Below are 26,246 nucleotides of genomic sequence, written 5' to 3'. Positions count from 1 at the left end.
CATTGTTTTTTATATGATTATTCATAATATTAAAATGTAAAGTTTAATCCTAACACATAGGTTTTTGGTCTTGGATAGAAGTTGTTGTCGATACCATTAGAAATCTCCGGATCTAAACCATCGTATTCAGTAATGGTGAATAAATTTGTAGCGGTCAATGACAATCTCAAATCTATTTTTTCGCCAGGTACCAAGTAGCCTAAAGACACGTTGTCCAATTTCACAAAATCAGCTCTCTCGATATAGTGATCAGAAAACAAATTCTGTTTTTGGAAGTTGTTATCCAATACACTGGAATGTGCATTTACATAATATTGTCCAGGAGCATCGTTTACTGTAGTGACGTTTCCTCTATCTGAAGCTACGTTGTTGTACATATAGTTACCTAAACTTCCTCTAAACGTAAAACTAAAGTCTAAATTTTTATAGTTTAAAGTATTGGTAAACCCTAAATAGGCATCAGGAGACGCTTTTTTGTAAGCTTGTTTGTCCGCTTCAGTAATTTGATTGTCGCCATTAACATCTACATAAGCCCCTTCTATTGGTTGTCCTGCTGTGTCATAAACTTGTCTGAATACGAAGAAAGTTGAAGGGTCTAAACCTTCTCTCCATAATTGGATATTGTTACCCGTACCACCACTAATACCACCTTGAGCGATAAAGAAATTAGGATCATTGCCCAAAGATAATTTGGTAATCTTGTTCTCTTGTAAAGTGACGTTAAAAGCCATGTCCCAATTGAAATCATCTGATTGTGCCAAGGCACCATTTAAACTGAACTCAATACCTTTACTCAATACCGAACCAACGTTGGTGGTTAATAAATCAGAAAGGTTAGAACCTGCTGCCGTTGGAATTGTAGCCAACAAATCAGTAGTTTCTCTGTAATACGCATCAACAGTACCGGTTAAACGCTCATTAAATAGCCCGAAATCTAAAGCCACGTTATATTGAGACGTTTCTTCCCATTTTAAGTTTTCGTCAAATTCTTCCGGACGTAAGGTGTTCACAAATTGAGGCACACCGTTGATATATCCAAATTGAACACTCGCATCAGATCGTCCAGGCGTATACACCCCTAAGTAACCATAGTTCTGTCCAATTTCTTGCTGACCTGTTTTACCCCAACCCGCTCTCAATTTTAAATTGGAGATGACTGAGTTTTGTAGGAATTCTTCATTGCTGATTTTCCAACCCGCAGAAACACCAGGGAAGGTGCTCCATCTGTTTTCTTCACCAAATCGGGAAGAACCATCACGTCTTACAGTTAAAGATAATAAGTATCGGTTAGCAATATCAAAACTTGCACGGGCAAAGTAGGATTCTAAAGCATTTCTATTGATGATTGTAGCACGAGGCACCAGACCTCCTGATGTTTCAGTTTCACGACGGTCAGACTTGATGTAGAATTCTTGATAAGAATGTCCTGCGGTCAAATCGACGTTTGTGTTAAGGGATTCTAAGTTTTTCTTATAGTTAAAATAAAAATCTAACAAAGTATTTCTATTAAATCCTGTGTAAAAGTTCTGGTAATTAAAACTTCCTGGATTTGTTGGGCTCGCCAACCTGTATTCTTTTCCAGAAATTTCTGAATAGTCGAGACCGGCATTAAGATTGAATTTTAAACCGTCTAAGAAAGGCATGTTGTAATCCACATTAAAGTTGGAAATGTTCCGCGTGTTACGGGCTCTGTTATTATTATTGTCCAATGAGAACACCGGATTGACCAAGGCCAGATTCTGACCTACATATTGAAAATAAGAGCCATCTTCATTATAAACACTGTGGGTTGGGTCATAGCCTATTGCCGCCCCAATGGCGCCTTTGTCGGCGTATTTGTTGTCATCTAAAATTCCTTTTGTGGTTAAGGTTAGTTTTAAATTGTTGTCAAACAACCGTTGTACGGCAGAAAGGTTTACAGAGTTGCGCTCGTATAAATCGCCAGTTAATACCCCTTGTTGCGACGTATGGTTGACATTGGCACGGAAATTAAAATTCTCAAAACCTTGAGATACCGTAATGTTATGAATGGCACCAACCGCCGTTTGATAAATTTGTTTTTGCCAATTTGTACTAGAGTTTCCAAGTAGGCTTTCATTAAAATTAGTGTCCGTCTCAGCAATCGCTCTAAATTCACTTGCAGAAAGCACATCTACATAATCAGAAACTTCTGCTACTGATGCTTTAAGATCATACTCTACTGTTAACGGTGCGTTAGTTTTTCCTTTTTTGGTGGTGATTAAAATAACCCCGTTAGAAGCACGCGACCCGTAAATAGCCGTTGCAGAAGCATCTTTTAAAACTACAAAATCTTCAATGTCCGTCGGGTTAATGGCGTTCAATTGATTTCGCACACCTTGTACTCCACGTTGGTCTAACGGTAAACCGTCAATTACAATTAATGGAGAGTTGTTTGCTGATAACGATGCACCACCTCTAATTCTGATATCTGAACCACCTCCTGGATCTCCACCACCAGATGTAATACGTACACCGGCAGATTTACCTGATAACAATTGCTCAGGTGATACGATTGCGCCGCGGTTAAATTCTTTTTCACCGACCTTTTCTACTGAACCCGTAGCGTCTTGCTTGGTTGTAGAACCATATCCAATTAAAACAATTTCATCCAACAACGCTGTGTCTTCAGTAAGTGTTACGTTTAAGGGTTGTTGTCCTGTGTAATTAATTGATTGTGGTTTAAAACCAACATATGAGAAAACTATCACATCGCCTCTTTTAGCGCTGATGCTATAATTTCCATCAAAATCAGTAGTCGTTCCAGTAGTCGTCCCCTTAATTAAAATGTTCACGCCTGGTAAAGGCACGTTAGCCTGATCTGTTATTTGCCCAGAAACAGTGGTTTGTGACCACATGACTGAGGGTATTAAAAATACCAATAACAGCATGCTATTTAAAAATGTTTTCATACACTATTTTTAAAAGTTAATTGTTTTAATAATTCACTTATATTTTCACTTCTTGGGTTAAATTTATGTAAATTTTGTGTCAATCTGAGAAACGCCAATGCCATATCCTTAACGAAAACGTTTGCGTGTTGACAACTTTTTTGAATTTACGGTATTTTACTTAAAAATCATCAAAAAAACGTGCGATCGCTGGTAATTTCATATCTTTAAGTTCGGTCAATCAAAATGTTATAGACTTTTTGTTATTTTATCGCCTTAAAAGAAGCATTGGCCCCACCCATTATTATGAAAAAAAAGATCACTTTAAAACAAATTGCTAGAGAATTAGATGTGTCTATTGGTACAGTTTCTAAGGCCTTGAGAGATAGTGCTGAAATTAGTGAAGACACCAGAAAGAAAGTGCAGGCTTTCGCTAAACTATATAACTACCGTCCTAATAATATCGCACTCAGTTTAAAGAATAGAAAAACGAAAACCATAGGGGTTATCATTCCCGAAATTGTCCATCATTTCTTTTCAAAAGTCATTAGAGGTATCGAATTAGTGGCCAATAAAAGAGGGTACAACGTTATTGTTGGTCTGTCTAATGAATCCTTTGATAAAGAAGTGATCAACATGCAAATGTTGGCCAACGGCAGTATAGACGGATTTATTCTTTCCATTTCCAAAGAAACCTTACAACAGCAAGATTATCACCATTTTAAAGAAACCATCAATCAGGGGATGCCCATTGTCATGTTTGACCGTATTGTGAATGAAATCGACTGCGATAAAGTAATTATAGACGATTCAAAAGGGTCTAAAAATGCAGTGACCAAGCTTTTGTCCAACGGATGTAAAAGCATCGCCATTATTACTACAAAAGATTATGTCAGCGTAGGAAAACTGAGGACTCAAGGCTATTTGGATGCTTTGGAAGACTATAAAATGAGCCCCGAAACGGATTTAATTTTAAAAGTGGATGATGAATTGGTGTCTGAAGACCATTTGGAATCTTTAGAGCGTGAGATTGAAGGCTTGTTTAAAAAAAATAAAAAGATTGATGGTGTTTTTGCCGTGAATGAGCTCTATGCCATTATCGCAATGAAGGTGGCGCGCAATTTGGGTATGAAAATTCCTGAGGATATTCAGTTTATTGGCTTTACGGATGGGGTGCTTTCTAAACACGCTACACCGAGTCTGACTACGGTGAGTCAGCATGGGCAACAAATGGGAGAAAAGGCCGCTGAACTGCTGATAGACAACCTTAAACGTGAGGATCAAGAAGAGTTTTACAGAACCATTATTATTGAAACAGAACTTATCGAAAGAGACTCAACCAAATAAAAAAATAGTGTAAATTCAAAAACTTTACTACCTTTACCGCGTAATCAAAACTTTATTTTCACTTCTTACAAATAAGTTTTGATAAGTCTTATCGCTTGTCAATAGTATTAATTTAAACATACTATTAATGAAAAAGCGTACGCTAGGATTTTGGGAAATCTGGAACATGAGTTTCGGTTTTCTAGGAATCCAGATGGGTTTTGCCCTACAAAATGCTAATGCCAGTAGAATACTTCAAATTTTTGGCGCCGATGTGCACGAACTGTCATGGTTTTGGCTCATAGCACCTCTGATGGGCCTTATTGTGCAACCAATTATTGGGCATTATAGCGACAATACATGGACCCGATTTGGTCGACGGAAACCCTTTTTTCTATTAGGAGCGGTACTCGCTTCAGTGGGAATGATTTTTATTCCGCAAGCTGATTTTATGATCGCCATTTTACCAGCCTTATGGGTTGGTGCCGGAATGCTAATGATTATGGATGCCTCCTTTAACATTGCCATGGAACCGTTCCGGGCATTGGTTGCAGATAATCTTTCTGACGAACAAACTACCAAAGGTTTTAGTATCCAAACCGCTTTAATCGGTATTGGAGCAGTCATCGGATCGTGGTTGCCTTGGGTATTGAGTAATTGGTTTGGGGTTGCACAGACGTCTCCTGACGGATCAGTGCCAGCTAACCTTTTATGGTCATTTGTTATTGGGGCTGGGGTTTTAATCGGTTCTATTTTAGTGACCATTTTTACCACCAAAGAATATTCTCCTGAAGAATTGCAGCAATTTGAAAACGAGAAATCACATCATACAACAGTAGCTGATGATGGCATCGTCCGCAAAGCGAAACTCTCCGACATTTTTGAAGATTTCAAAAAAATGCCCGAAACGATGCGCCAATTAAGTTGGGTACAATTCTTTTCGTGGTTTGCCTTGTTCGGAATGTGGGTATTTGCCGTACCGGCCATTGCACAACATATTTACGGATTGCCATCAACAGACTCTAGCAGTGAAACCTACCAAGAAGCAGGAAACTGGGTGGGTATTTTATTTGGGGTGTACAACGGAATCTCAGCTATTTTTGCCTTTCTGTTACCAGCTATCGCCAAGAAATTTTCTAGAAAAAAAACACATGCGTATTCTCTCTTTATTGGAGGAATAGGCTTGCTGTCCATCTATTTTATGCCCAATGAAGACTGGCTGATTTTATCCATGGTATTTATCGGAATTGCCTGGGCCAGTATCCTCGCTATGCCTTATGCCATGTTAGCAGGCTCTATCACGCCTAAAAAAATGGGAGTGTATATGGGGATTTTCAATTTCTTCATAGTAGTGCCACAAATTATCAACGGGATTATCGGTGGGCCTTTAGTAAAGTACGCCTATAACAACGAAGCTATTTACGCCATAATGGTGAGTGGGGTAAGCTTTATTATCGCCGGAATTTTGGCATTCAAAATTAACGACAAAAAAGATTTGACTTTAAAGCATGACTAAAAAAGCATTTATATTCGATTTGGACGGTGTTATTGTAGATACCGCAAAGTATCATTTTCTAGCTTGGAAGAAATTGGCCAACGGAATTGGTGTCGATTTTACCCACGAGCAAAATGAACAATTGAAAGGCGTCAGCAGAATAAAATCTTTAGAGAAGATTCTAGCTTGGAGTAATAAAACCATTAGTGAGGCTGAGTTTACGAGACTCATGGGTCTTAAAAATGAAGACTATCTGACGTATATCGACACGATGGATGAACAAGAGATCCTTCCTGATGTGACAAAAACCTTAGATTTTTTAAGAGCGGCAGAACAACATATCGCCTTAGGGTCGGCAAGTAAAAATGCGCGAATGATATTGGAAAAAGTCAATATCCTCTCAAAATTTGATGTCATTGTAGATGGCAACGATGTTACCAAAGCAAAACCAGACCCTGAAGTATTCTTAAAATCGGCAGAACAGTTACAGGTAGCACCTAAAGATTGTATTGTTTTTGAAGATGCCGTTGCGGGAATTCAAGCAGCCAATGCCGCAGGTATGGTATCCATTGGGATTGGCGATAAAGCAACGCTTCACGAAGCCGATTTCGTCTTTGCTGGTTTTCAGGAAATGGATGCTGAGTTTTTGAAAAAATTGATAACTAGTACAAAGTAGTTAGTACTGAGTATTAAGTAGAGAGTCGTAGAAAATAACAGAAAACTTCATTGTGGTGCTTAGAAAATTGTGGCGTCGAATGTAGTTGAAACATAAACAAAAAGAATTTTGAAGAGAAACTGAAGAGCATTCTAAAAGCGAAGCGGTCTTAATTCTAAATTCTCATATCTATTAAAAAAATGAATCAAGATTATATACAACCAAACAATTGGTCCATTATAGAAGAAGGCTTTGATGCCGAACGTGTCAAATCTTCTGAAAGTATTTTTAGTATTGGTAATGGTGCCATGGGGCAACGTGCCAATTTTGAAGAGCAGTATTCAGGAAGTACTTTTCAAGGCAATTATATTGCCGGCGTTTATTATCCAGACAAAACCCGTGTCGGGTGGTGGAAAAACGGCTATCCGGAATATTTTGCCAAGGTACTCAACGCTCCAAATTGGATTGGAATCAACGTCACTATTAATGGCGAAGCACTAGATTTAACTACCTGTAAGGAGGTCAGAAACTTTAGAAGGGAACTCAATATGCAAGAAGGTTGGTTATCAAGAACTTTTGAAGTAGCCCTTCAAAACGGCATCGAATTAAAGGTAGATGCTAAGCGTTTTTTAAGTCTTGACATGGATGAAGTTGGGGTTATTCAATATCATGTGACTGCGTTAAATAGCGCGGCGGACATTGTATTTGAACCGTATTTAGATGCTGGCATTACCAATGAAGACAGCAATTGGGACGATAAATTCTGGAATACGCTAAGCGTTACTTCTGAAGGATCACAAGCGTTCATTTTATCGCATACCATGAAAACGAAATTTCATGTGTGTACTGCAATGCAAACCGAATTGTCTTTAAACGGACAGGTTTTAAATGAAACGCCATCCGTTTCAAAATCTGAGCATACAATATCTTTTTCATACACTTCAAAGGTTGCCAAAGGCGATACGGTTACCATGACCAAGTTTGGTGGGTACACTGTCGACAGAAATCACGATAAAAATGACTTGGCTTCGGTGGCGCAAAAAACATTAGTTAAAGCAGCAGAGCTTGGTTTTGATCAGATGCTAGCGCAACAAAAAGAAGCGTGGGCTAAAATTTGGAAAATGTCTGACATCACCATTGATGGCGATGTGAAAGCGCAACAAGGCATCCGATTCAACATCATGCAATTAAACCATACGTATTTAGGGAAAGATGCACGCTTGAATATTGGTCCGAAAGGTTTTACCGGCGAAAAATACGGCGGTAGTACCTATTGGGATACGGAAGCCTATTGCATTCCGTTTTATATGGCGACGAAAGATCAAAAAGTAGCACGTAATTTATTGGAGTACCGCTACAATCACTTAGAAAAAGCTATTGAAAATGCTGAAAAACTCGGATTTAAAAACGGGGCTGCACTGTACCCAATGGTGACTATGAATGGGGAAGAATGTCATAACGAGTGGGAAATTACTTTTGAGGAAATCCATCGTAATGGAGCTATTGCCTTTGCAATTTTTAATTACCATCGCTTTACGGGCGACTTCAGTTACATCCCAGAAAAAGGGTTGGAAGTCCTTATCGCCATCGCTCGTTTTTGGAAGCAACGCGCTACGTTTTCGACACTTAGAAACAAGTATGTCATTTTAGGTGTTACAGGTCCTAATGAGTATGAAAACAACATCAACAATAACTTCTATACCAATTATATCGCACAATGGTGTCTGAACTACACATTAGAAACCATTTCTAAGATGAAAGAGGACTATGCTGCTGATTTGATTCGCGTGATTGACAAGGTGAAATTGACCGAAGAAGAACTATCTGATTGGGAACAAGTGGCCAACAATATGTATTATCCGTATTCAGAGGAGCATAATGTGTACTTGCAACAGGACGGATTCTTGGATAAGGAATTGATTACCGTAAAAGATTTGCCAAAATCAGAACGTCCAATCAACCAGAAATGGTCTTGGGACCGCATTTTACGTTCGCCTTACATCAAACAAGCCGATACACTGCAAGGATTTTATTTCTTTGAAGATCAATTCTCCACAGAAGAATTGGAACGTCACTTCGATTTTTACGAACCATTTACGGTTCATGAAAGTTCCTTATCACCTTGTGTGCATAGTATTCAGGCCGCTAAATTGGGCAGAATGGAACAAGCCTATCAATTTTACTTAAGAACCTCCCGATTGGATTTGGATGATTACAATCACGAAGTAGAAGAAGGATTGCACATTACCTCAATGGCGGGTACTTGGATGAGTATTGTTGAAGGATTTGGCGGGATGCGCGTTGTTGATAACAAGTTATCATTCGAACCTAAAATCCCTGAGCAATGGGATGCCTACTCGTTCAGAATTAATTTCAGAAATCAGATTCTTAAAATTAGTGTTGCCAAAAACGAGACGTCTTTTGAGTTAGAAGGTGATCAAGCTATGGCGATCCTGATCAACGGAAAAGAAGTAACAGTGAATCCACAGCAGGTATTGACGGTGTAAACCAGTCAGCGTTTTGTAAATATTTTAAAATTGAGATGACATGAAGAATTTGATAGCCATTTTAATGGTATTTTTAACCATGACAGTTTTTGCACAGGTAGAGAAAATAGAACCGCCATTTTGGTGGGCTGGGATGCAGCATTCTGATGTGCAATTAATGCTGTATGGTAAGGACATCGCTCAATATGAGGTGAAGTTTTCAAACACGATTCAAATTTCGGATGTCGTTAAAACAGAAAACCCGAACTACTTGTTCGTTACCATCAACACTAAAAATGTTGCTGCGGGTACCTACGAATTGCAATTTTTAAAGGATAAGAAGGTTGTCGGTAAGCAATCCTTTGAATTAAAAGCGCGCCGCGAAAATTCGGCTGCAAGAAAAGGTTTTGATTCTAGTGATTTGATTTATTTGGTGATGCCAGATCGATTCGCCAATGGAAATTCGGACAATGACAGCACTTACGATACCGTTGAAGAAGTGAATAGAACAGAGCTCTCGGGACGTCATGGTGGCGACATTCAAGGCATCATCAACCATCTGGATTATCTGCATGAGTTAGGTGTTACAGCACTTTGGAGTACGCCGTTATTGGAAGACAATGAGCCTATCTATTCGTACCACACCTACGCGCAAAGTGATTATTATAAAATCGATCCACGTTACGGTAGCAATGACGATTACAAGCGATTGGCTTCTGAAATGCACAAGCGCGACATGAAACTCATTATGGATTATGTCACCAACCATTGGGGCAGCAAACATTGGATGATTCAAGATTTGCCAACCAAAGATTGGATTCATTATTGGGATTCAGGCGACAACGGTTTTCAGCGTAGTAGTTACAGAATGACCACGCAGTTCGATTCGAATGCCTCTGAGGCGGACAAAGAAGCCTGTATGAACGGTTGGTTTGATACGACCATGCCTGATATTAATCAGAAAAATCCGTTGGTGCTGAATTATTTGATTCAAAACGCCATTTGGTGGGTTGAATTTGCTGATTTGGACGGGTTCCGCGTGGATACCTACTCGTACAATGATAAGGAAGGCATCGCAAAATGGACAAAAGCCATTATGGACGAATATCCTAATTTTAATATTGCTGGCGAGGTCTGGATGCACAATCAAGCGCAAATGGCCTATTGGCAAAAGGACAGTAAGATTGGGGCTATAGACAATTACAATTCGCATTTGCCAACTGTCATGGACTTTACGCTTCATGATGCGCTTATGGTGATGTTTGCTGAAGATGAACAAGGATGGGATAAGGGCATGTTAAGAGCTTACGAGAATTTTGCCAACGATTTTCTATACCCAGACATCAATAATATTCTTGTGTTTGCTGGAAATCATGATACCAATCGGATCAATGAAATTTATAAAGCAGATCTCAATACCTATAAAATGATCATGACCATGATTGCTACGGTTAGAGGCATTCCGCAGGTGTATTATGGCGACGAATTGGGAATGGGCGGCAATAAAGATTTAAAAGGCGATGGGGACATCCGTCACGATTTTCCTGGAGGATGGAAAGGTGATCCAATCAATGCATTTACCGCGGAAGGAAGAACGCCGGGACAAACCGGTTTCTTTGAGTTTTCGAAGAAAATCTTCAATTGGAGAAAATCTAAATCGGCCATCCATACAGGTAAAACCATGCAGTTCGTGCCTGAGAATAACGTGTATGTCTATTTTAGATATACAGACGATGAACGCGTGATGGTAGTGGTCAATAACAATCCTGAAGCGCAGACGTTAAAGCTGAACCGTTTCAAGGAAATGATCAAATCGCATAAATCAGGAAATGATATTATTTCAGAACAGCAGATTTCTTTAGAAAACACCTTGCAGGTTGCTGGTAAAACCGCAATGATTATCGAATTTTAAACAGCCTATTTTCTTCATCTGATTGGATGCCTCTAGCAGATGGAGATTTATTTATAACTATGAAAAAAAGCATTTATATACTGATTATTTTCGCCGTTTTGGTGTCTTGCAATACCACTACTAAGAAAGCTAAAATTAAACCTGCGGACACGTCTAAAGTGGTTGCAGAAACTATTGAAGGCGATTTTGCAGGCGGTACTTTACTTCGGATTGACGACTTTCCATCCAATTACATTCCACCAAGAAAAGTGGACATTTGGTTGCCAAAAGACTATTCTAAAAGTAAAAAATATGCCGTTTTGTATATGCACGACGGCCAGATGTTATTTGATAGTAATATCACTTGGAATAATGAAGAATGGAAGGTTGATGAGGTCTCTGCTAAATTGATGACCGATAGCATTACCAAAGATTTTATTGTGGTGGCACCATTTAATATTAACGAGTTACGCCACAGCGAATATTTTCCTCAAAAGCCTTTTGAATCGCTTTCAAGATCGGTTCAGGATTCTCTATTTGAAGAAGCACGTTTGAATAATTTTAAACTGGATTCCGTGACTTCCAATAATTATTTAGGGTTTCTGGTGCATGAACTTAAGCCTTATGTAGATGCCAACTATTCGGTGTTGACCGATAGAGAAAACACAGTAGTGGCTGGTTCCAGTATGGGCGGCTTGATTTCTATGTATGCCGTTTGCGAGTATCCAGAGGTATTTGGAGCTGCCGCGTGTTTGTCTACCCATTGGCCAGGCGGAAATCCTAACGATAACGATTTGTTGGCCGATACTTTTTTTGAGTATATGGAAGACCATGTGCCGTCTTCAAAAACACACAGATTCTATTTTGATCATGGCACCGAAACTATGGATAAATTTTATCCTAAATACGCGCCAACAGTCGATAAAATATTTAAAGATAAAGGATACGGCACATCAAACTTTAGAAATTTGAAGTTTGAAGGCGGTGAACATACGGAAGTCTCGTGGCAAAAACGACTACACATTCCATTGACGTTTTTGTTGAAGAAGACTGAGTAAATATCAGAATTGAAGACCTCATAGGTGTTTTGAACCTGTAGGGTCTATTAAATTATAATTAACCAATTCCTTCCATTATTTCAAGGGAAGGCAGCTTTAATTCTCTTCAAGGAATTAAAGACCTGTCTGCTGACAGGCAGGCGGAAGGGTAAAACAACATCAAATGAAACACTACATTTTAATAACATTTCTATTCTCCATCACTCTCGGATTCTCTCAAAATGAGAACCGATCTTTTGAATCCATCGCTTACAAAAACAACGTTTTGGAGATAAAAGTGAACGATGGCGTTTATAAAATCACACCGTTTAGTAAGCACATCATTGAAACTACTTTTATTCCAGAAGGAGAAGTTTACAATCCCAATTCGCATGCGGTGGTTTTAGAACCAAAAGCAATAAAAGCGAAGTTGCTGAATGTTGGGGACTCGTTTCAATTGCAATCAGAGGGGATAACGGTAAATATCCAAAAACAACCGTTTCAAATCTCGTACAGTTATAAAGGCAAACCCGTCATTTCTGAGAAAAAAGGCTATGTTAAAAACGACAGTTTAGAAACCATACAATTCAATCTGACCAAAAATGAAGTTCTCTATGGTGGTGGTGCACGCGCTTTAGGTATGAACCGCCGTGGCTACCGATTGGAGCTTTACAATCGTGCGCATTACGGTTATGAAACCCATTCTAAATTGATGAATTACACCTTGCCGATTGTGATGTCCTCCAATACGTATATGGTTCATTTTGATAATGCACCTATCGGATTTTTAGATTTGGACAGCAAGAAAGACAACACGTTAACTTATGAAACGATTTCGGGTAGAAAGACCTACCAGGTTATTGTTGGCGATTCGTGGACCGATTTGATTGATAGCTATACCGATTTAACCGGAAAGCAACCGTTACTCCCACGTTGGGCTTTGGGGAATTTTTCCAGCCGATTTGGCTACCATTCGCAACAAGAAGTAGAAGCGACTGTTCAGAAATTCCGGGATGAAGAAATTCCGTTAGATGCCATTATCATCGATATTTTTTGGTTTGGGAAAGACATTCAAGGCCATATGGGGAATTTGGAATTTTTAAAAGATTCGTTTCCAAATCCTACCCAAATGATCAAAGATTTAAAATCTAATCATGTAAACACGGTGTTGGTTTCAGAACCTTTTGTATTGACCACGTCGAAGCGTTGGCAAGAGGCTGTTGAAAAAGAAATACTGGCTAAAGATTCGGTCGGTAATCCATTTACTTATGATTTTTATTTCGGCAATACGGGACTGATTGATATCTATAATCCGAAAGGAAAAACTTGGTTTTGGGACATTTATAAGGGTCTGGCCGATATGGGTGTGACCGGAATTTGGGGCGATTTGGGCGAACCTGAAGTCCACCCTTCAGCACTATTGCATGCCACAGGAACGGCAGATGAGGTCCACAATACTTATGGCCACGATTGGGCGCGCTTGATTTCAGAAGGGTACAAAGCAGATTTTCCAAACCAACGTCCTTTTATTTTAATGCGTGCAGGCTATTCTGGCTCACAACGTTTTGGTATGATTCCGTGGTCAGGCGATGTCAACAGAACTTGGGGCGGTTTACAAAGTCAACCTGAAATTGCGCTTCAAATGGGCATGCAAGGCTTAGGCTATATGCACTCTGATTTGGGTGGATTTGCAGGGAATCTTCAAGATCCGGAACTCTATACGCGTTGGTTGCAATACGGTGTTTTTCAACCAATTTACCGTCCGCATGCGCAAGAAGATGTGCCTGCAGAACCTATTTTTTGGGATGAGCACACCATAGCTTTAGCGAAAAAATCTATCGAATTACGCTATAAATTACTGCCATATAATTACCATTTGAGCTTTCAAAACCATAAAAATGGTACGCCATTAATGCGTCCATTGTTTTTTGAAGACACTACTGAGGCGCTTAAGACAGACGCATCAACTTATTTTTGGGGAGATGATTTCCTGGTATCACCCATTATGAAATCAAAAGCGACTAGCAAAGACATCTATTTCCCTAAAGACAACACTTGGTTTGACTTTTATACCGGCAACAAATTTGTTGGCGGACAATCAGCAACCGTCAATGTGGTTGAAGATAGAATCCCAACCTTTGTGAGGGCTGGGGCATTCATTCCGATGGCAAAACCAATGCAAAGTACCAAGGATTACGATGGAAATAAATTTGAATTACATTATTATTATGACGCATCTGTTGAAGATAGTAAAGGGCAATTGTATAATGATGATGGCGTAACTGCAAATGCTTATGAAAACGGCAATTATGAACTACTGAACTTCGAGTCTGAACTTTGTAAAATAAAGCTTGAATTCGAATTTAAAGCTGAAATCGGGTCGGTATACAAAGCACAATCTAAGCAAATTGATCTTGTGGTGCACCATATCACAGCTAAGCCAAAATGGATCAAATTGAAACGTCAAAAGATAGCATTCGATTATAACGAAGATAACAATACGGTGACCATTCCTTTGGAATGGAACACGGCAAAAGATTTAAAACTAAACATCAAATTAAAGTAACTACACATGAAAAAAATTATGTTAGCAGCCTTCAGTTTAATGCTGATTACGGCCTGCAAGGAGGACCCGAAAAAAGACTTAACAGTCATTGAAAATACTCAGGCAACATTTCAACCGATCACTGACGATGTTCTAGAGACCGGGGTGATTTATGAAGCCAATATTCGTCAATACTCGCCTTCGGGACATTTTGACGAATTCACTAAAGACATTCCGCAGTTAAAACAATTGGGTGTAAAAGTCATTTGGTTGATGCCAATTTTTCCAATTAGCGAGACCAATCGTAAAGCGACAGGCGGAGCAGATAGCAAATTCGCCTCAGATTTTCCTGAGGAGGAACAATCAAAATACTTGGGCAGCTATTATGCGGTCTCTGATTTTACTAAAATCAATCCAGAATTTGGAACCATTGAAGACTTTAGAAATTTAATCAAAACGGCGCACGACAATGGTATGTATGTCATTTTAGATTGGGTACCAAACCATACGGGATGGGATCATGAGTGGATCAAAAACAATCCGGATTACTATACAAAGGATAAAGATGGAAACATCACTTATCCGGAAGGAACGGATTGGACGGATGTTGCCGACCTCAATTATGACAATAAAGACATGCGCAAAGAGATGATTGCTGACATGCAATATTGGTTAAAGGAAGAAGGCGTAGATGGTTTTAGATGTGATGTTGCGGGTTCAGTGCCTACTGATTTCTGGGAGGAAGCTATTCCGCAACTAAGAGCAACTAAAGATATTTTTATGCTTGCAGAAGCTTGGGAGCCAGAATTGGCTAAAGATGGTCTTTTTGATATGGTTTACGGTTGGGATACGCACCATGTGATGAATGATTTGGCACAAGGAAAGAAAGGATTAGACGCTTGGAACAATCGTAAGGCGCAAATCGATTCGTTATACGAAAAGAATGATATCATGATGAATTTTGTGACCAATCATGATGAAAATTCTTGGAGTGGTACCATCAATGAGCGCATGAAAGAAGCGGCACCATTAATGACTGCGTTTAGTTATGTGATTCCTGGAATGCCTCTTATTTATTCAGGTATGGAGTATGATATGGATCACAGATTAAAGTTTTTTGAAAAAGATTCAATTCCGAAAACCAAAAAAACGATGTGGCCTTTACTTGAAAAACTTGGTGCGTTGAAAAATACAAATCCAGCTTTAAACGGTGGAAAGAATCCAGCGTCATACACCAATTTGGAAACAGCTAATGCTAAAGTTTTGGTATTTCAGCGTGCAAAAGATGACCAAACCGTAACCTTTATCGGGAATTTTTCTGATAAAGAGCAATCTGTTGCTGCACCGCTCGAAGGAAGCTTTACGGATTATATTCAAGGGAAAAAGTTAGAGTTGAAAAAGGAGAACATTGTACTAAAACCTTGGGAATATAAAATTTTAACCAACTAAGCATGACAAAAGTTTTATGGTGCTTGCTTTGTGGTTTTGTGCTGATGGGTTGTCAAGAAGGAAATTCGCAAGTGAACATGGAAGAGAAGACTAATGCGCCTTTCGTTTGGGAAGGCGCTAATTTGTACTTTTTGCTGACTGATCGATTTCATAATGGTGATCGTACCAACGACGTGAATTTTAATCGCACGCAGGAAGCAGGGAAGTTGAGAGGTTTTGAAGGCGGTGACTTAAAAGGCATTACCCAAAAAATTGAAGAAGGTTATTTCTCGGACCTTGGTGTCAATGCCATTTGGATGACACCTATCGTGGAGCAAATCCACGGAGGAACTGATGAAGGTACGGGTGTTACCTACGGATTTCACGGCTATTGGACCAAAGATTGGACAGCAATTGATCCCAATTTTGGAACAAAAGAAGATTTAAAGGCCTTAGTAGATGCCGCCCATAGTAAAGGAATTCGGGTGGTGTTGGACGCAGTAATCAATCATACGGGGCCTGTCACGCCTGTAGATCCTGTTTGGCCAGACGAATGGGTGCGTACAAATCCTACCTGCGATTATAGCTCGTATGATGCGACTGTTTCGTGTACGCTGGTTCAAAATCTACCGGACATTAGAACGGAAAGTAATGAAGATGTTGCTTTGCCACCGCAACTTGTGGAAAAATGGAAGGCAGAAGGACGATATGACCAGGAAGTTGCCGAATTAGATGCGTTTTTTGAACGTACCGGACATCCGAGGGCCCCGCGATTTTATATCATGAAATGGCTTACCGATTATATTACGGAATATGGTATTGATGGCTATCGTGTCGATACCGTAAAACATACGGAAGCATCCGTTTGGCAAGAATTTAAGATCGAATGTGATTATGCGTTTAGCGAATGGAAAAGCAATAATCCAGAGGCGGTTTTAGATGCGAATGCATTCTATTTGGTAGGTGAAGTGTATGGCTATGGCGTGTCCTCAGGGAAAGCGTATGACTTAGGCGGAAAACACATCAATTATTTTGATAAGGCTTTCAACAGTTTGATCAATTTTGAGTTTAAATATGATGCAGCCCAATTAAGCTACGAACAACTATTTAAGAAATATACGGATGCCCTTCAAAATCCTCTAAAAGGGTATGGCGTCTTGAATTACTTATCGTCTCATGATGATGGTCAACCTTTTGATGCCAACAGGGAAAAACCTTTTGAAACCGCTACCAAGCTGTTATTAGCTCCTGGGACATCCCAAGTGTATTATGGCGACGAATCCGCAAGATCGCTGGTAATAGAAGGCACGGTTGGAGACGCGACGTTGCGTTCGTTTATGAATTGGGAAAGCATCGCTTCTGAAGATCATACAAAACGTGTTTTAGCGCATTGGCAGAAGTTGGGACAGTTCAGAAAAAACCATCCCGCAGTTGGTGCTGGCGTGCATCAAATGATTACCGAAAGTCCTTATGTGTTCTATAGAAGTTACAAAAAGGACGATATTGAAGATGTCGTTGTAGTAGGTCTTGAATTATCTAAAGGAATAAAAAGTTTAGACGTTAGACGCGTGTTTAAGGAAGGTTCAATAGTGAGAGATGCGTATTCTAAGCAAGAGTCAAAGGTGATTGACGGTCGCGTTCAAATAGATTCAGAATATAGCATTGTCCTATTAGAATTGAAGTAGTTCCGTTTGTCAGTTCGAGTGCCCCCAAAGCTTCGGAAATGATTTGATAAGAGGGTTGTGCTAAAACTTTCGGGATGTATCGAGAACCGGAGTGTTTTTAAGTCGATTGCGTTAGCGATAGCCTTAAAAATGTATCGAGAACCGAGTAGACTGATTAGTAAATAGAGAGAATTTATAAAAACCAGCTCCTACAGAATCGTGAATCTCCTTGTGAGACTTCACGATTTTTTTTTTTGGCCAACTCAAAAATCCGTAAATTTGAAAATATTATGACCCTATGAGAGACATTAACGCCCATATAGATTCGCCATTTTTAATAAAAGTGAGTTTCAACAAGCTCTTAAAATTTTATGAAGAACTTGCTGAAAGTGACGATCCTTTTTTGGTAGCTAAGGCGCAACGTGTATTGCAAGCGGGAAATTCGGCGCCTGAACTCAGAGAGGGTTTTACTAATATTGATTTGATTTATTCGTATCAAAAGGAAATTAATATCCTTCTTGAAGATTCTTTCAATGAATTGCTGACTAATAATGAAATTAAAACAGCCTCAGTCGTTCTTCATAGTTTAATTTTCAATGCGTCAAAACGATTTAAGTCAATCATTGAAAATGCTGGAGATGACTTTGAGTTGAAAATCGCCAATCCGCCAGGAGATGATATGTACAGAGAAGCTTGTGCGATTATCTTAAAGTTTTATTACGGTTATGATATCAATTTTAGAAGGTCTTTCTTTTATGAAATTCCAAACGCTAACGGTATTTTGCGTACCTACAAAATATTGTACAATGCTGATTTTGTAGAGATCCTTAAAACAGATGACGCACCTGAAATAACGGAAGAGGATTATAGCTTGCTGTTGGAGAGCTATGACAATATAGATTTATGGAGAGAAAAGTTCCCTGCAAAGAGTTATATTTTTAAAGGCTTTACCATCAATAATATTTTTGATGTGACGGACGACCGTTCCATATCTGAAATTAAATCCAATTTGTTAGCCAGCGGAAACGATGAGCATAAGGATTTCACGAATGATTTTAAACATCTTTTTGAATCGCTATTGAATCTGAAAGATGTCAAAGTTGGGTTTTTAGCTTATAATAAAACTGAAGAGCGTTTTGAGCGTATTGCAGGTGCCGGAATTGATAGTTATTTGCTTTTTAATAATGACAATGGCTCCTGTAAAACCCTCTTGTGTGAGGCGTCCTATAAGGCGCTCATTACAGAAAATAGCTATTTTGCCATACCTGACGTAGACAAATATTATAAACTATCAAACGGGGAAGCACAATATCAAACCTTGCATGAACACGGTATCAAAAGTGCCATTTTAGCACCAATTGCTTCTAACGGACAACTTTTAGGGGTTTTGGAGATCGTTTCTACCAAAGTGCATGAATTAAATAGTATCAATGCCAATATCTTGATTGATGTGATGCCTTTTATTGTTGCATCAGTCATGCGCTCTAAAAAGGAGCAGGAAACGTTAATTGAAGCTGTTATCCAGCAAGAATGCACCTCCATTCATCCAAGTGTGCGTTGGAAATTTGAAAGGGAGGCGCGTGTTTTTCTTGATAGAAAACAAAAGGAAGGAAATAACGTATCGTTTGGTGAGATTTCTTTTCCTGATGTTTATCCTTTATTTGGCCAGATTGATGTGAAAGGATCTTCAGATGCCAGAAATCAAGCTACGCGTAAAGATTTGTCCATGCAAATTGGCATGGTAAAGAAAATACTTGCCACCTTATTGGAAACTGAGCGTTTGCCTATTTATGAGCAGCTCGATTTCCAAATGGGTGAGTTGTCAGAAGCGCTGATAGATCATTTTAGGGTTGATACAGAACAGGAAATAGTAAAATTCTTTGAGAAGGAAATCCATCCGTTATTCAAGTTTTTAAAGAAAAAAAATGACGATTTAGTCGAGGCTATAGACGATTACTTCAGTAAAATAAATGAGAATTTAGGGCTTGTCTATTACTACCGTAAACATTATGACGATACGATTGCATTGATCAATAAAAAAATGGCTTCTGTTATAGATCAGAAGCAAATTGAAGCCCAAAAAATCTATCCACATTACTTTGAGCGCTTCAAAACAGATGGCGTTGAGCACAATATGTATATTGGGGAATCCATCACTAAGGAAGAGAGTTTTAATAAAATGTACCTCTATAACTTACGACTTTGGCAACTTCAGGTCATGGCTGAAATGGAAAATAAATTTTACCAAAATAAGAATGAATTTCCAGCATCGGTAGATGTGGCTTCAATGATTTTAGCGTATCATCAACCGTTGTCCATTCAATTTAGGATGGATGAAAAACAATTTGATGTAGACGGCACTTATAATGCCCGCTATGAAGTGGTGAAAAAACGTGTGGACAAAGCACTTATAAAAGATACAAATGAGCGCATAACCCAAAAAGGAAAGCTCGCAATTATCTATTCGCAAAAAGAAGATGAAGAGGCTTACCTCAACTATATCAAATATTTGCAGCACAAAAACATCTTCGATAATGAAATAGAGCTCTTAGAATTGGAAGACCTTCAGGGTGTTACTGGGCTGAAGGCCATCCGTGTATCAATTTTATACCACACAAAGGAGAATGAGCAGCAGTATTATACCTACGACGATTTGGTAAGTGAATTTAATGCTTAAACATAAAAATTCTCTGAGGCATCTATTGTTGTTGGTTGAATGCTATTAAAGCTCGTGTTTTCAGGCTTTAAAACTTCTTCCAATTTTGCATGAGGTGTAAACTTAAAAGATATTGCAAAAGCGCATACCGAAACAATCATACCAATCATGAAAACGGTATAAGTGACTCTTAAAATTCGGTACTTTCTATCTAATACTTTTCCTAAAAAATAAAGGTCCTTAGTTAACGAACTGTACACGTAGTCTTTATCTTTCAAAAGTTCGTTGATTGCCCATTCAAAATCCTCAAGTTTCATCTTATGGAAATTCCCAAAAAACGTCAAGTTTACTTTTCTGTTTTCGACATCCTCTTTGGTAAATTCCCCACTAGTAATATTAGGACGTGTTGCAATGATTGATAAAATCATCGATGCAATACTGGACAGCATTAATATAATAGTAGGCGTAATCAAAAATTGATTGGCCGGATTATCAAATTTGGCAAACAGGGTTGAAAGCATTAATGAGATGATAATGGCATTCACTGAAAGCAGGATGTTCGCTTTTGTGTCTGCAATATCACTAAGGTTGATGTGGTTTCTTAAAGCAGTTCTATAAAAGGATTGAATGGCGCGTTCCGGACTGTCATCTTTAGCCTTTGCTTTAAGTTCGGCCTTCATTTTTTCTTTCTGGTGCCTCTTTTTCTCTTTTTTCTTGGTTTGGATAAGGTCGGCCAAGTTGTCTTCTTTTTGGGTTTGCCAACTTTTCAACGCATAATCTGTATAAAACTGATGCCTTTGAGAAAGGACGTCTATGTTTTCTTCAAGCCATTCAGAAGGTGAATACGTTCTGACCTCTTGTAATTCCAATTCTTTTCTTAAAAATTCACTGGCTTCATTAAAATAAGATTTTCCAAAATGTGAAGCATCCGCATCTCTTATAATTTTAGCCAATTCGTTTTGTGGAGCATCTTTAAATTTCGTTGCCATGATACAATCGTTAACGGCATCGATTATGTTTTGATCTACTTGGTGTTCATTCAAAAATTCGGTCGCAATCTTAACACTTTCTTCTTCATGACCTTCTCTGGTTTTAGTGTACCCTGTATCGTGAAGTAAGGCGGCAAGTTGAAGTATGGTGGATTGCTCTGTGCTGATATTGGAGTTTTCTATAATCTCTTTAGTGCTTTTTAAAACACGTTTGGTATGTGTGAAATTATGATATAGAAAGGTATTTGGTAATTCCTTTTTAAAAAGTTGGAATACAAAGTCTTCTGTTTTTTTGATGATATCAGTCATATAATGCTTTGTGAATTTTGTGATACAAATTACTAAAAAATAAATGAAGTATGTGGACACAAAGGCGAGTTTTTGTAATGCAAAACGTTAAATTCCGTCCAAATACCTATTATAATTTTTAACTTTAAGAAAAATACTTGAATGTTATGCTTACATGGAAAAATGTCATGGATTTTGCGGTAAACGGAAATCCGGAACCAGATAAAAGAATTGAAAAAACAGAAGCTGAATGGCGTGAGATCCTTACACCATCACAATTTAAAATAGCAAGAGGAAAGGGTACGGAAGCACCGGGAACGGGAGCGCTTTGTAGCGTTTATGATGAAGGACAGTACAACTGTGTGTGTTGCGATACCCCATTGTTCGATTCGACAATAAAATTTGAATCGAGCTCAGGTTGGCCGAGTTTTACGCAGCCTATAAAGGAGAATGCTATTAAGTACGAAAGAGATACATCGTATGGAATGGTACGTGTAGAAGTGATGTGTAATGTTTGTGATGCGCATTTAGGACATGTGTTTCCTGATGGGCCGGAACCAAGCGGATTGCGTTATTGTGTGAATTCGGAATCGATGACAATGGATACTTCAAAAAAGGAAGTGTAATCAAAAAGATAAAAAATGATGACAGATAAAGATTTAGAGATAATGACCGTAGGAGGTGGCTGCTTTTGGTGTGTTGAAGCTGTGTTTAATGAGCTCAAAGGCGTCCATAAAGTAGAATCAGGGTATATGGGCGGGACTGTTCCCGGAACGCCTACTTACCGTGAGGTGTGCTCCGGTTTAACGGGACATGCTGAGGTAGTTCAGGTTAGTTTTGACCCTGCGATAATAAGTTATGAAGATTTGCTGGTTGTTTTTATGACCAGTCATGATCCGACAACCCTAAATCGACAAGGTGCAGATGTGGGTACGCAATACCGTTCCGTAATTTTTTATACGGATGTAGAGCAGAAAAATATTGCCGAGTTGGTGGTTGAAGAAATCGCGCCCTATTATGAAAATCCGATTGTTACTGAAATTAGTCCAGCAGAAAAATTCCATAAAGCTGAAGAGGTTCATCAAGGGTACTATGCCAATAACCAAACTGCTGGCTATTGCAGTGCAGTAATTACGCCTAAGTTGACCAAACTGCGTAAGATGCATGCTGATAAATTGAAAAACGTAAATGTTTAATTAAATTAAGAAAGCTATGAAAGTAATACACGATAAAGACAAGCAACAATTTACTATGGAAGTGGATGGTGAAACTGCCAAAATAGATTACGAGATGAAGGATGGAAAAATGCATTTGGTCTATAGTGAAGTGCCGGTAGAACTCCGCGGACAAGGTATCGGGAAAGTCCTGGTAAAAAAGACTTTTGAGAAATTGACTGACGAAGGCTATGAAGCAGTTGCTGTTTGTAGTTATATAAAATCAGTAGCCAAAAGAAGTGAAAAATGGAATGCCATTATCGGATAAACGGAATATAAAACGAATGAAGCTTAACATCAAAAATAAATTTACGACTCAATTACCTGCAGATCCAATTCTTGAAAATACGAGACGACAGGTAACGGGAGCGTGTTTTTCATATGTTACCCCCAAAAAGACATCACATCCTGAATTGCTGCATGTATCCCCTGAAATGCTAGAGAACTTAGGTTTGACAGAAACGGATGCTGCATCTGAAGAATTTTTGAATGTGGTTACCGGCAATACCGTATTGGAAAACACGACCCCTTATGCCATGTGTTACGCCGGCCATCAATTTGGGAATTGGGCCGGACAGTTGGGAGACGGTCGTGCCATTAATTTGTTTGAAGTTGAGCACAATAATAGAAGCTGGGTAGTGCAACTAAAAGGTGCTGGAGAAACGCCGTATTCCCGTACTGCTGATGGCTTGGCGGTTTTACGCTCTTCCATCAGGGAATACTTATGTAGTGAAGCGATGTATCACTTAGGCGTGCCCACTACCAGAGCATTATCCTTATCCTTAACTGGAGATAAAGTGTTACGAGATGTGATGTACAACGGCAATCCCGATTACGAAAAAGGAGCGATTGTCAGTCGCGTCTCGCCAAGTTTTTTAAGGTTTGGAAGTTATGAGATATTTGCAGCACGCCAGGATCATAAAAATTTAAAAGTCTTAGTTGATTTTACGATAAAAGAACATTTTCCTCATCTAGGAGCGCCATCAAAGGAAACTTACAAAAAGTTTTTCGCTGAAGTGTGCGCGCTTACTTTGGAGATGATAATTCATTGGCAGCGTGTCGGATTTGTGCATGGCGTGATGAATACAGATAACATGTCTATTCTCGGTTTGACTATAGATTATGGACCATATGGTTGGTTGGAAGGGTTTGATTTTGGATGGACTCCAAATACGACAGACAGTCAACATAAGCGTTATAGATACGGAAACCAGCCCAACATCGGGCTTTGGAATTTATACCAACTTGCCAACGCGCTTTATCCGCTGATTGAAGATGTGGAAGCGATGGAAGCAATTTTGGAAAAGTATACTACCGATTTCGAATTTCAGTCTGAGGCTATGATGCGAAATAAATTAGGTTTGAGCTCAGAAAATCCTTCCGATGGTGTGCTGATTCAAGAGTTGGAAGATGCGTTGCAACTGACGGAAACGGATATGACAATTTTCTTTCGGAATTTAAACAAATTCAATCCGAATAATGCTTCGCAAGGCTTAAGTGTTGTTCATGATGCATTTTATAACCCAATAGAACTTTCCGATAAAATAAAAGCACAGTGGAACGCGTGGTTTGAGCGTTATGCTGAGCGACTTTTGACGGAGTCTGTTTCTAATGAGGAACGTATATTCCAAATGAACGCGGTTAATCCTAAATATGTATTGCGAAATTATATGGCGCAGTTAGCCATTGATGCTGCTGATAAAGGCGATTATTCTTTGATAGATGAATTATTTCAACTGTTGAAAAAACCGTATGATGAACAACCTGAATCTGAAAAATGGTTTGCAAAACGACCAGAATGGGCTCGTGATAAAGTGGGATGCAGCATGTTGTCCTGTAGCTCCTAATTAAATACGTTTAAAACATTATATGATATTGGATAAAATAGGGTTTGGAGGCGGGTGCCATTGGTGTACGGAAGCGGTCTTTCAAGCCCTAAAAGGTGTGGAAAAGGTTGAGCAGGGTTATATTGCTTCAACAGGGGAGAATAGTAATCTTTCTGAAGCGGTTATCGTTCATTTTAATCGCAAATGTATTAACTTAATCACCTTGATTGAAATACATTTGTTGACTCATAATAGCACATCCAACCATTCCATGCGAAAAAAATACCGTTCGGCAGTCTATACTTTTAACGAAGAACAGCATCACGTTGTAGCGGCTATGCTCCAAGATTTTCAATATCAATTCAATAACCAGGTGATTACACAAACATTACCTTTTCATGATTTTGAGCCATCAAGAGAAGAAATAACCAATTACTATATTAAAAATCCAGAAGCACCATTTTGTGAAACTTATATCAATCCGAAATTGAAACTGCTCTTACAGCAATTCTCAGGATTTGTTGATCCGCACAAAATGGTTCATTTAAAAGCTTAATTAAAACTTATTATGGAAAGTACACGACTCAATATACAAAATGCCAAAGGCCTTCAACTTCAAGCTTATTTGGAGTTGCCAGCCAATCAAAAACCTCGCAATTACGCCATTTTCGCACATTGTTTTACCTGTAGTAGTTCTTTAAAACCAGTAAAGAATATTAGTAGGGCACTCACCGCACATGGTTTTGGTGTCGTCCGTTTTGATTTTACAGGGTTAGGTAGAAGTGAAGGTGAATTTGCTGATAGTTATTTTTCTGCAAATGTGGATGACCTTATGGCGGTTAATGATTATATGAAAGAGCATTATGAAGCACCATCCTTATTAGTGGGTCATTCCTTGGGAGGTGCGGCCGTAATTGTTGCAGCGTCTCAACTGGATAATGTAAAAGCCGTGGCTACCATTGGTGCGCCAGCATCAACACAACACGTGAAAAAGCATTTTTCCCATCATGTGAATGAAATTGCAGAAAAAGGTGATGTTGAGGTGAATATTGGAGGGCGTCCTTTTAAAATTAATCAAGAGTTCGTTGACGATTTTGATAAAACGGATTTGCCGGAAATCACAAAAAATCTCCGTAAGCCAATTCTTATTATGCACGCGCCTTTTGATAAAGTAGTGGGAATTGAGAATGCGCAAACACTGTTTGTGAATGCTTTCCATCCCAAAAGTTTTATCAGTTTGAATGATGCAGATCATTTATTGTTCAATGAAGCCGATAGTATATATGTGGGTGATATGATTGGCACTTGGGTTCAGGGTTATTTCGAAACCGAAGACAATGAGATTTTGGATACTGAAGACCAGCAATTGGTAGCACATCTAAATTTATTGGAAGATAAGTTTACAACCTCTATTCAAACTAAAAAACACAGTTTTGTGGCTGATGAACCGGAATCTTTTGGTGGAGATGATTTTGGACCTTCACCTTACGATTTTCTAAGTGCCGCCTTGGCATCATGTACAGCAATGACCCTGAAACTGTATGCTGAACGTAAAAAATGGGATTTGCAGGAAGTGTTGGTTTATATTACTTATTCCAAAAAGCATAGTGAAGATTTGATGCAAGAAAAAGGAAAATCAATGCGCTATGATCATTTACTTAAAAAACTCAAATTTATTGGCGATTTAGACGAGAGGCAAAAAGAAAAATTAACCGAGATTGCTTCAAAATGTCCGGTTCATAAAACGTTGTTAAGCGAAATTGTTATAGATACAGAAGTCATTGCGTAAAATAGCGTTGCGTGTTATTTGAGATGGACAAAAGAAATAATTTGTATC

18 protein-coding genes are annotated in these 26,246 nt (G+C 38.8%); 16 read left to right on the top strand and 2 right to left on the bottom strand.

Going from position 1 to position 26,246, the window contains the following annotated elements; all coding sequences use genetic code 11:
• Positions 1-29: 29 nt before the first annotated feature.
• Positions 30-2,930, bottom strand: coding sequence for a SusC/RagA family TonB-linked outer membrane protein (locus Q0947_RS10070; RefSeq protein WP_299396628.1), 2,901 nt, complete (start codon positions 2,928-2,930; stop codon positions 30-32).
• Positions 2,931-3,215: 285 nt separating this feature from the next.
• Here Q0947_RS10070 and Q0947_RS10065 point away from each other — a divergent pair, with 285 nt between their 5' ends.
• From Q0947_RS10065 to Q0947_RS10020, 10 genes are all read left to right on the top strand, one after another.
• Positions 3,216-4,256: a LacI family DNA-binding transcriptional regulator gene (locus Q0947_RS10065; RefSeq protein ID WP_299396625.1), complete on the top strand. Its 1,041-nt coding sequence runs from the start codon at positions 3,216-3,218 to the stop codon at positions 4,254-4,256.
• 127 nt (positions 4,257-4,383) lie between these two features.
• Positions 4,384-5,751 (top strand): MFS transporter, encoded by a 1,368-nt coding sequence (locus Q0947_RS10060; protein ID WP_299396623.1) that lies wholly within the window; start codon positions 4,384-4,386, stop codon positions 5,749-5,751.
• Positions 5,744-6,406, top strand: coding sequence for a beta-phosphoglucomutase (gene pgmB / locus Q0947_RS10055; RefSeq protein ID WP_299396620.1), 663 nt, complete (start codon positions 5,744-5,746; stop codon positions 6,404-6,406). Before Q0947_RS10060 ends, pgmB begins: the two co-directional genes overlap by 8 nt.
• A 179-nt stretch (positions 6,407-6,585) precedes the next feature.
• The gene (locus Q0947_RS10050) at positions 6,586-8,892 is read left to right on the top strand and encodes a glycoside hydrolase family 65 protein (RefSeq protein ID WP_299396617.1); all 2,307 of its coding nucleotides are present in this window, start codon (positions 6,586-6,588) and stop codon (positions 8,890-8,892) included.
• Positions 8,893-8,932: 40 nt separating this feature from the next.
• Positions 8,933-10,783 (top strand): glycoside hydrolase family 13 protein, encoded by a 1,851-nt coding sequence (locus tag Q0947_RS10045; RefSeq protein ID WP_299396614.1) that lies wholly within the window; start codon positions 8,933-8,935, stop codon positions 10,781-10,783.
• Between the two features lie 59 nt (positions 10,784-10,842).
• Positions 10,843-11,820, top strand: coding sequence for an alpha/beta hydrolase-fold protein (locus Q0947_RS10040; protein ID WP_299396611.1), 978 nt, complete (start codon positions 10,843-10,845; stop codon positions 11,818-11,820).
• A 163-nt stretch (positions 11,821-11,983) separates the two neighbouring features.
• A complete protein-coding gene (locus tag Q0947_RS10035; RefSeq protein ID WP_299396608.1) occupies positions 11,984-14,365 on the top strand; it encodes a TIM-barrel domain-containing protein in 2,382 nt (793 codons plus the stop codon).
• Positions 14,366-14,371: 6 nt separating this feature from the next.
• Complete coding sequence (locus Q0947_RS10030) at positions 14,372-15,793, top strand: alpha-amylase family glycosyl hydrolase (protein WP_299396605.1); 1,422 nt, start codon at positions 14,372-14,374, stop codon at positions 15,791-15,793.
• A 2-nt stretch (positions 15,794-15,795) separates the two neighbouring features.
• A complete protein-coding gene (locus Q0947_RS10025; protein WP_299396603.1) occupies positions 15,796-17,457 on the top strand; it encodes an alpha-amylase family glycosyl hydrolase in 1,662 nt (553 codons plus the stop codon).
• Positions 17,458-17,734: 277 nt separating this feature from the next.
• A complete protein-coding gene (locus tag Q0947_RS10020) occupies positions 17,735-20,113 on the top strand; it encodes a GAF domain-containing protein (RefSeq protein ID WP_299396601.1) in 2,379 nt (792 codons plus the stop codon).
• Here the strand turns inward: Q0947_RS10020 and Q0947_RS10015 are convergent.
• Positions 20,110-21,390 (bottom strand): Pycsar system effector family protein, encoded by a 1,281-nt coding sequence (locus Q0947_RS10015; protein ID WP_299396598.1) that lies wholly within the window; start codon positions 21,388-21,390, stop codon positions 20,110-20,112. The genes Q0947_RS10020 and Q0947_RS10015 overlap by 4 nt on opposite strands.
• Positions 21,391-21,536: 146 nt before the next feature.
• Here Q0947_RS10015 and msrB point away from each other — a divergent pair, with 146 nt between their 5' ends.
• Genes msrB through Q0947_RS09985 form a run of 6 tightly spaced genes read left to right on the top strand, consistent with a single transcriptional unit; the run spans position 21,537 to position 26,198 of the window.
• The gene (gene msrB, locus Q0947_RS10010; RefSeq protein WP_299396596.1) at positions 21,537-21,995 is read left to right on the top strand and encodes a peptide-methionine (R)-S-oxide reductase MsrB; all 459 of its coding nucleotides are present in this window, start codon (positions 21,537-21,539) and stop codon (positions 21,993-21,995) included.
• Positions 21,996-22,013: 18 nt separating this feature from the next.
• Positions 22,014-22,565, top strand: coding sequence for a peptide-methionine (S)-S-oxide reductase MsrA (msrA, locus tag Q0947_RS10005; protein ID WP_299396728.1), 552 nt, complete (start codon positions 22,014-22,016; stop codon positions 22,563-22,565).
• A 16-nt stretch (positions 22,566-22,581) separates the two neighbouring features.
• Positions 22,582-22,851: a GNAT family N-acetyltransferase gene (locus Q0947_RS10000; protein WP_299396593.1), complete on the top strand. Its 270-nt coding sequence runs from the start codon at positions 22,582-22,584 to the stop codon at positions 22,849-22,851.
• A 16-nt stretch (positions 22,852-22,867) separates the two neighbouring features.
• Positions 22,868-24,430 carry a protein adenylyltransferase SelO gene (locus Q0947_RS09995; protein ID WP_299396590.1) on the top strand — a complete coding sequence of 521 codons (1,563 nt, stop codon included), beginning with the start codon at positions 22,868-22,870 and terminating at the stop codon, positions 24,428-24,430.
• Positions 24,431-24,452: 22 nt separating this feature from the next.
• Entirely contained in the window at positions 24,453-24,965 is a 513-nt protein-coding gene (locus Q0947_RS09990) for a peptide-methionine (S)-S-oxide reductase (protein ID WP_299396587.1), read from the top strand.
• 12 nt (positions 24,966-24,977) lie between these two features.
• Positions 24,978-26,198, top strand: coding sequence for a bifunctional alpha/beta hydrolase/OsmC family protein (locus tag Q0947_RS09985; RefSeq protein ID WP_299396585.1), 1,221 nt, complete (start codon positions 24,978-24,980; stop codon positions 26,196-26,198).
• Positions 26,199-26,246 lie beyond the last annotated feature (48 nt).

The organism is uncultured Gelidibacter sp. (assembly GCF_947500795.1).
In the GTDB taxonomy this organism is placed as follows: Bacteria; Bacteroidota; Bacteroidia; order Flavobacteriales; family Flavobacteriaceae; genus Gelidibacter.
Note: the sequence above shows the minus strand (reverse complement) of the source record. Positions and strands in the feature narration are given on the sequence as shown.